4 protein-coding genes and 4 pseudogenes are annotated in these 7,168 nt (G+C 43.7%); 6 read left to right on the top strand and 2 right to left on the bottom strand.

What is annotated here, in order from left to right; all coding sequences use genetic code 11:
• Positions 1 to 33 precede the first annotated feature (33 nt).
• The 5 genes and pseudogenes from Q0110_RS09565 (at position 34) to Q0110_RS09545 (ending at position 4,313) form a co-directional block, all read left to right on the top strand.
• Entirely contained in the window at positions 34 to 399 is a 366-nt protein-coding gene (locus Q0110_RS09565) for a helix-turn-helix domain-containing protein (RefSeq protein ID WP_297905921.1), read from the top strand.
• An 11-nt stretch (positions 400 to 410) separates the two neighbouring features.
• Positions 411 to 1,786: pseudogene (locus tag Q0110_RS09560) on the top strand (DUF3987 domain-containing protein).
• A gap of 75 nt (positions 1,787 to 1,861) precedes the next feature.
• Positions 1,862 to 2,935: pseudogene (locus Q0110_RS09555) on the top strand (DUF6371 domain-containing protein).
• Positions 2,936 to 3,073: 138 nt separating this feature from the next.
• Entirely contained in the window at positions 3,074 to 3,382 is a 309-nt protein-coding gene (locus tag Q0110_RS09550; protein WP_297905919.1) for a MobC family plasmid mobilization relaxosome protein, read from the top strand.
• A complete protein-coding gene (locus Q0110_RS09545; RefSeq protein ID WP_297905918.1) occupies positions 3,372 to 4,313 on the top strand; it encodes a relaxase/mobilization nuclease domain-containing protein in 942 nt (313 codons plus the stop codon). Before Q0110_RS09550 ends, Q0110_RS09545 begins: the two co-directional genes overlap by 11 nt.
• A gap of 73 nt (positions 4,314 to 4,386) precedes the next feature.
• On the opposite strand, the pseudogene Q0110_RS09540 reads toward Q0110_RS09545, so the two are convergent.
• Positions 4,387 to 5,618, bottom strand: a pseudogene (locus Q0110_RS09540) (IS256 family transposase).
• 109 nt (positions 5,619 to 5,727) lie between these two features.
• Between Q0110_RS09540 and Q0110_RS09535 the strand changes: the two are divergent.
• A complete protein-coding gene (locus Q0110_RS09535; protein ID WP_297905917.1) occupies positions 5,728 to 6,132 on the top strand; it encodes a hypothetical protein in 405 nt (134 codons plus the stop codon).
• Between the two features lie 40 nt (positions 6,133 to 6,172).
• Here the strand turns inward: Q0110_RS09535 and Q0110_RS09530 are convergent.
• Positions 6,173 to 7,157: pseudogene (locus Q0110_RS09530) on the bottom strand (virulence RhuM family protein).
• Positions 7,158 to 7,168 lie beyond the last annotated feature (11 nt).

Raw genomic sequence — 7,168 nt, 5'->3', positions numbered from 1 at the left:
CTTTGCCGTCGAACAATTAAAAACGATTGGCGTATGCAAAAAGAAACAGTAACATTTGATAACCTGCCCGAAGCGGTAGGTTATCTGACCGAGCAGGTCATCGAGTTGAAAAAGATGGTAGCTGAACTCCAGCCACAGCCATCCGACAAACATGTGTTGGTGGAAATTGAGGATGCTTGCCGTATCATCCGAAAAGCCAAGCCTACCATATATACATTGGTACGCAAAGGGCTACTTCCGGCTTACAAGAAAGGTAAAAAACTCTATTTCTATGAGGACGAGCTTCTTGCTTGGATTGAGAAAGGACGGAGAAAAACTTCCAAGCAAACCTACGAAGAGATGCTTGCCAATATGCAAAGCGGTGTCCGCCATAAGCCCAAATCATCAGTGCAATTTTAATGGATTGGGCTATGGATACTTATTCTATTAATCCGCATCCATCATTGATGAAGTTATTGATTTAAGCACAAGATTGTCTGGCACGGCATTTCCCGTCTGTATATTCCCAGCAAAAATCCAACGCATCATCCGTGAGGTACATGAGTGCCATAACTACCCTACCGACTACATTGCCGCTGCCATACTCACGGCAATAGCAGTCGGCATAGGCAACACACACCTTGCCCAAATCAAGCAAGGTTGGATGGAAAGCCCCATCCTATATCTGGCATTGATCGGAAGACCGGGAGTGAACAAAAGCCATCCGCTCAGTTTTGCCATGAAGCCATTCCTTGATTATGACTACCAACAGAATCAGGAATTTGAAAAGGCTCTTGCCAAGTACGATGAGCTGATGAGCATGAGCCGCAAGGAACGTGCGGAAAGCGGTGAAGAGCAATTTCCACAAGAACCTATCCGCAAACGCTTCTTGGTGTCGGACGTAACGCCCGAAGGGTTAAGCCTCATTCATGCGCAAAATAAACGTGGACTATGCTTGTGGGCTGACGAGTTATCCGCGTGGTTCAAGAACTTCAACCGCTATAACAACGGTTCGGAAGAACAGTTCTGGCTCTCAGTGTTCAGTGCCAAGACCACCATGTCCGACCGCAAGAGCACCAAGAGTTCCATCTTCATCAAGCGTCCGTACATATCGGTCATTGGTACTATCCAAAAGAAAATCTTGAACGAGCTGGCTAAAGGTGAACGTTCCAGTAACGGGTTTATCGACCGCATCCTGTTTGTGATGCCCAATCTGCAACAGAAAGCACGGTGGAATGACAAAGAACTGCCAGAAGATATAGAGCAAGAATGGAATGCCATTATTGACAGACTGATACAATCAGAGTGCCACCTCAATAAACATGGGGAGATTGAACCGCAAATCCTTTTCTTTTCAGAGGATGCCAAGAAACGGCTTTACGAGTGGCAGCACCATTTCTCAGAGCTGTGCGACCGGGAAACGAACGACACCATTGTGAGTATCTATTGCAAATTGGAGATATACATCATCCGCTTCTGCCTGATTATCCAACTGGCACGATGGACTTGCGGAGAGTGCGACAAGGTTTGTATTGACCTATTGACTGTGGAGAGCGCCATTAAACTGACGGAGTATTTCAAGGAGTCCGCATTGAGCGTACAAAATATTCTGAGTGAAAATGCCCTCAACAGCCAGCAACAGGCGATAGTCAATCTGCTGCCTCCGTCCTTTACGACAGCTCAAGCTATACAGTTAGCAGAGCGAAACGGAATGAAGGAGCGGACATTTCAACGCTTTCTCAATGACAACATCGGGACATTGTTCCGCAAAGAGAAGCATGGAGAATATTCAAAGATTAACCCGTGACATTTTTGTCGGTTTTGACACTTTCCAAGCGAAAACGACAATAACGACAAAAGTGACACACAAAACAAGAAAACAATGAGTACACATAGATTCATATTAGAACCCTACAAAGGTGTCAGCACCCGGCATACTTGCCCGAACTACCACCGCAAAAGATGTTTTTCCAAGTACATTGATACGGATAAATGAATTCAGTTCCCTAATTACGTGGGGCGTTGCGACCACGAGCAGAAATGTGGGTATCACTTCACACCCCGTGATTACTTTGAACAGAATCTATTCGAGACGGAAAAGTTGTCCGAGGATAACTTTCAGAGCTATACATCTATTAAAGAAGTCGAGCCGAAAGCCACTTCCTACATTGATTTGGATATAGTCAATCAGTCGTTACAACGCTATTCTGACAACAAACTGTTTCAATTCTTATCGGCTCAATTCGGAGAAGCGGAGACATTGAAACTGATAAAGAAATACAAAGTAGGCACTTCCAAGCATTGGAACGGTGCAACCGTATTTTGGTAAATGGATTATCAGAACAGAGTTCGTACAGGTAAGATAATGCTTTACAATCCTGAAACTGGCAAGCGGATAAAAGAGCCGTACAATCATGTCACGTGGGTACACTCCCTGCTTCACAAGGATGGCTATAATTTGAAGCAATGTTTCTTCGGAGAGCATCTGCTTCCTGATGACAAAAGCCGTCCTGTCGCATTGGTCGAAAGCGAGAAAACGGCAATCATTGCATCCTACTATCTACCCCAATTCCTATGGATTGCATCGGGTGGAAAGAACGGTTGTTTCAATGCCAACAGTCTGTCCGTTCGAAGAAGCGTTGTGTTATTCCCCGATTTAGGAGCGACCGATTATTGGCAAAGCAAAATAGGGTTGATGAAAAGCTATGGAATTGATGTGCAACTGTTCGATTATCTGGAAGCCAAAGCAACCGAAAACGAACGAAAAGAGGGATACGACATAGCTGATTATATGCTGAAGGTACGCCCCAATGAAGCCATACTCCAGCAGATGATTAAGAAGAATCCGAACTTGAAAGCACTGATAGAAACATTCGATTTGAAACTCGTCAGCGTACAACAAGGCATCCCTCAACCAAAAGTTTCACCGCCAAAGAAACGAGGATTCAGACTTTGAGCAAAGGGAGAGAAATCGAGACTTTTTTACTGTAGCAAGTTAATGTCGGTGTATTACATTTCCCGACCACTTGCTCCTCAAAAAGTCTGAGGAGGAGGCTCCCGATGGCCACAAATTATTCACTAAAAGCAATTCAAAATGGAAAAGAAATATACGATAACACTCCGTTTGTCATACGACCAATTCGCATGGCTCGGTGCGCTTTGCAGACGGAGCAAACAGACCCAAAGCGCTGTCATCCGTTCGCTCATTGAGAACGGTTCGGTACGTGAGCGAATCACGAAAGAACATATCCACACCATCCGTCAGTTGATAGGTGAAAGTACCAACCTCAACCAGTTGGCGAAGCAGGCAAACACCTACGGATTCTTTGCCGTTGCCGAAAGATGCGAGAAGATGGCTCTGCATATTAACCAACTTATAAAGCAACTGAAAGATGATAGGTAAGCAGACCAAAGGAACATCGTTTGGCGGCTGTGTCCGCTATGTTCTGAAAGAAGAAAAATCCAAACTATTGGAAGCCGTCGGAGTAGATGGCTCACCCGAACAGATGGTGGATCAATTTGAATTACAAGCGTTGCTCAATGACAAGGTAAAGAATATTGTCGGACACACTTCACTCAACTTCTCGGCTGAAGATGGCGAACGCCTGAAGTCTGATGATGCGTTGATGTTGCAAATCGCCCACGACTATATGAAACTGATGGGCATCGAAGGCACACAATACATCATTGCCCGGCATATCAACCGTGAACATCCACATTGTCACATCGTTTTCAATCGGGTGAACAATGATGGTAAAACGATTAGCGACAAGAACGACTTCCGTAGAAATGAAAAGGCGTGTAAGATGTTGACGGCAAAATACCGATTACATTTTGCCAACGGCAAAGACCATATCAAGGAGGAACGCTTGCGCCCATACGACCGGGCAAAACACGAGATATACAAAGCGTTGAAAGAGGAGCTGCCCCAAGCTCAAAATTGGGATGAACTGAAAGATGCTCTTGCCGACCGTGACATTGATATGAAATTCAAAGTCAGCCGGACTACAAGAGAAATACAGGGTGTCAAGTTTGAGTACAACGGCTTTTCTTTCTCCGGCTCAAAAGTCAGCCGGAAGTTCAGCTACTTGAACATCGACAACCGATTGGAGCAGAATGCTTGCGCATCCTCATTTGAGTACCCAAAACAAGGGTTCACGCACAATGATGAAAAGGTGCAGCAAAGCGTTTCCCATTCCGACAATGGTTCAAGTATCAGTCTTGGTCTGTTGAACGGTAGTTCATCATACGATGCCACTGCCGCAGAAGAAGCTGAGTTCAATCGCCTGATGAAAAAGAAAAAGGCTAAGCGCAAGCGAGGCTTTCATTTATAATCCATTTTTTTATTAACGGCAGTGTCCATAATTTTGTGTAAATGGAAAATACGGGATTCAGTTATAAGTTCTCTTACATCTGGATTCTGTTTTCAAAAATAAGCATAAATTGGTTCATAATCAATCCCCAGTTAGTAATCGGCATCGTCCACTTCTTCTCAATCTCCATCAAAGACAGGTATACTATTTTCTTCACAGCATCATCCGAGGGGAATGAAAGTTTTGATTTAGTGTACTTTCTGATTTTTCCATTCAGATTTTCAATGAGGTTTGTCGTGTAGATTATTTTCCTGATTTCCAATGGGAACTGGAAGAAAACAGTCAGGTCATCCCAGTTATTCCTCCATGAGAGGACGGCATAAGGGTACTTCCCTCCCCATTTCTTTTCCAAATTATCCAGTTCTACGGCAGCGGCCTCCTTGTTGGGCGCGTTATAGATGTTCCTCATATCGGCCGTAAACTCTTTCTTGTCCTTGTAAACGACATATTTACAGGAGTTCCTGATCTGATGTACGACACATATTTGCGTGGAAGACTGAGGAAATACGGCACGTATGGTGTCGGTAAACCCGTTCAGGTTGTCAGTGCAGGTAATCAGTATGTCCTGCACTCCGCGGGCCTTCAAATCTGTCAGGACACCCATCCAGAATGAAGAACTTTCCGACTTTCCCACCCACATGCCAAGGACTTCTTTCAAGCCGTTCTGTCTCAGGCCGACACAAAGATAAACTGTCTTGTTGATGATTTTTCCGTTGTCACGGACCTTGAATACGATACCGTCCATCCAAACTATGAGATAGACCGGATCCAAAGGGCGGTTCTGCCATTCTGAGCAGCCTGGTTGACTTTGTTCGTAATGATGGAAATGGCTGATGTGGACAGTTCTATCTCATAGATCTCACGCATCTCCTCTTCAATGTCGGACACGCTCATTCCTTTGGCATATAGGGAGATAACAAGTTTTTCTATAGAAAGCCCACGACTCTCATGTTTGGGAACAACTATGGGCTCGAATTGACCGTTACGGTCACGGGGAATAGGTATGACAGCCTCGCCGTGTTCGGTTTGGATTTTCTTGGGGTAGCTGCCGTTACGGGAATTACCGCTGTTATGACCGGAAACCGAATTCTTCCCATAACCCAGATGCGCATCCATCTCACCCTCAAGCATTTTCTCCAATACCTGTGCGTGTAACTGCTTCAGAAACTTACTTACGTCAGCTTCTGTCTTGAACTGGCTAAGGAACTCCTTACTTAATACCTCATCAGGCACTACATGATTCTTCTCTTTCATAATTTTCTTCATTTTGCAAAGCTATTAAATAAAAAATACGGAACCCATACTGAATCCCGTATTTTCCATTTACACAAAATATTTTATAGTGCCTTATTAAACATTTTAAATTCAATTATTTATGGAACAAAACGATTTAATTCTTGATTTCAATCTCTACTTGTGTGAGAAGTTTGGCTACAGAAACAGTTGTAGCGTGATGCAAAATGCCAATGGCTTTTGTGTGAACATCAGTGAACGTGATTTGGACTGCTACATCCGCTTCTGGGAGTATAGTTGTGGAAGAGGCAACTTTCCAGACTGGTCTATCATCATTGTGCGCAGTAACTTCAAAAAGAACCAAGCCGAAAGCCTGAAAGACTTGGCTCGCTTCTTCAAGGAGTACATGCCACGCTACGGTTACAGATACCTCTGTGCCGAAGGTGATGACTACAAGCATTATCAGACGCTTGGGTTGAAACTCATCCATAAAGACCTGTTCGGACAAGAGAACTATGGATTGGCAATGAAAGATTTGAATGTCTGATACTTGATCTAAGGGGTAAGGAGAGGGATTTTTCCTCTCCTTATTCTAACATTTTTCTTATTTGTTTATCAAAATCAGAATCAATCCGCTGATTTTTGTTGAAAATATCATATTCACTTTCAGCCTTTGCCTTGGCTTGTGCCGCAGAAATGCGTCCTTTATCCGGCAATATTTGATATTTGCGGAAGGTCAAGAACTCATTGACACTGGCTGCAAACTGCTCCATATTAAACGTATTCTCACGCTCAATAAGATCCTCAATATAATCGAAATATCCTGTTACGGCACGTTCCAGCCGACGAATTTCATTTTCCTGCAAATAGTTTTTGGCTATTGACACATCCGATTTCAAGATACGCCCGTCAGGTGCATTCTTCCATGTGGTCAGCCCCATGTGTTCTTGGGCATGGTCTGCCTTAGTATAGATGATTTCAGCAGCCGTTTGCCCTGTAATGGCATAATGAAAACGGTTCTGTCATAGCATAGAAATCGTGTGTCGTAGGCGAGTTCTTGTCATAGTCAATACTGCATTCTGCATATATGTCGGTAATCTGCTGCCATATACGCCGTTCACTGGCACGGATAGAGCGTACCCTTTCAAGCAATTCACGGAAATAGTCTTTCCCGAATACTGCAGTTCCTTGCTTTAAGCGATCATCGTTAAGTACAAATCCTTTCTTGATATACTCATTAAGAATCTTGGTAGCCCATTGACGAAAACGGGTGGCTTGTAAAGAATTTACCCGATAACCAACCGAGATGACAGCATCAAGGTCGTAAAATTGCGTGTTATATATTTTGCCATCTTCAGCAGTATGTGCAAATTTTGCACATACTGAATCTTGCTGCAACTCAGATGACTCGAAAATATTTTTGAGATGTTTGGAAATGACTGCCCTATCCACACCGAAAAGCTGAGCCATCGCCTTTTGGGTACACCAAAGGGTTTCATCTTTAATAATTACCTGTACCTTCCCATTTTCATCAGGGAGGTTGTATAATATGAATTGTATTATTTGTGGCATAACATAATTCA

The organism is uncultured Parabacteroides sp., from assembly GCF_947855115.1.
In the GTDB taxonomy this organism is placed as follows: domain Bacteria; phylum Bacteroidota; class Bacteroidia; order Bacteroidales; family Tannerellaceae; genus Parabacteroides.
Note: the sequence above shows the minus strand (reverse complement) of the source record. Positions and strands in the feature narration are given on the sequence as shown.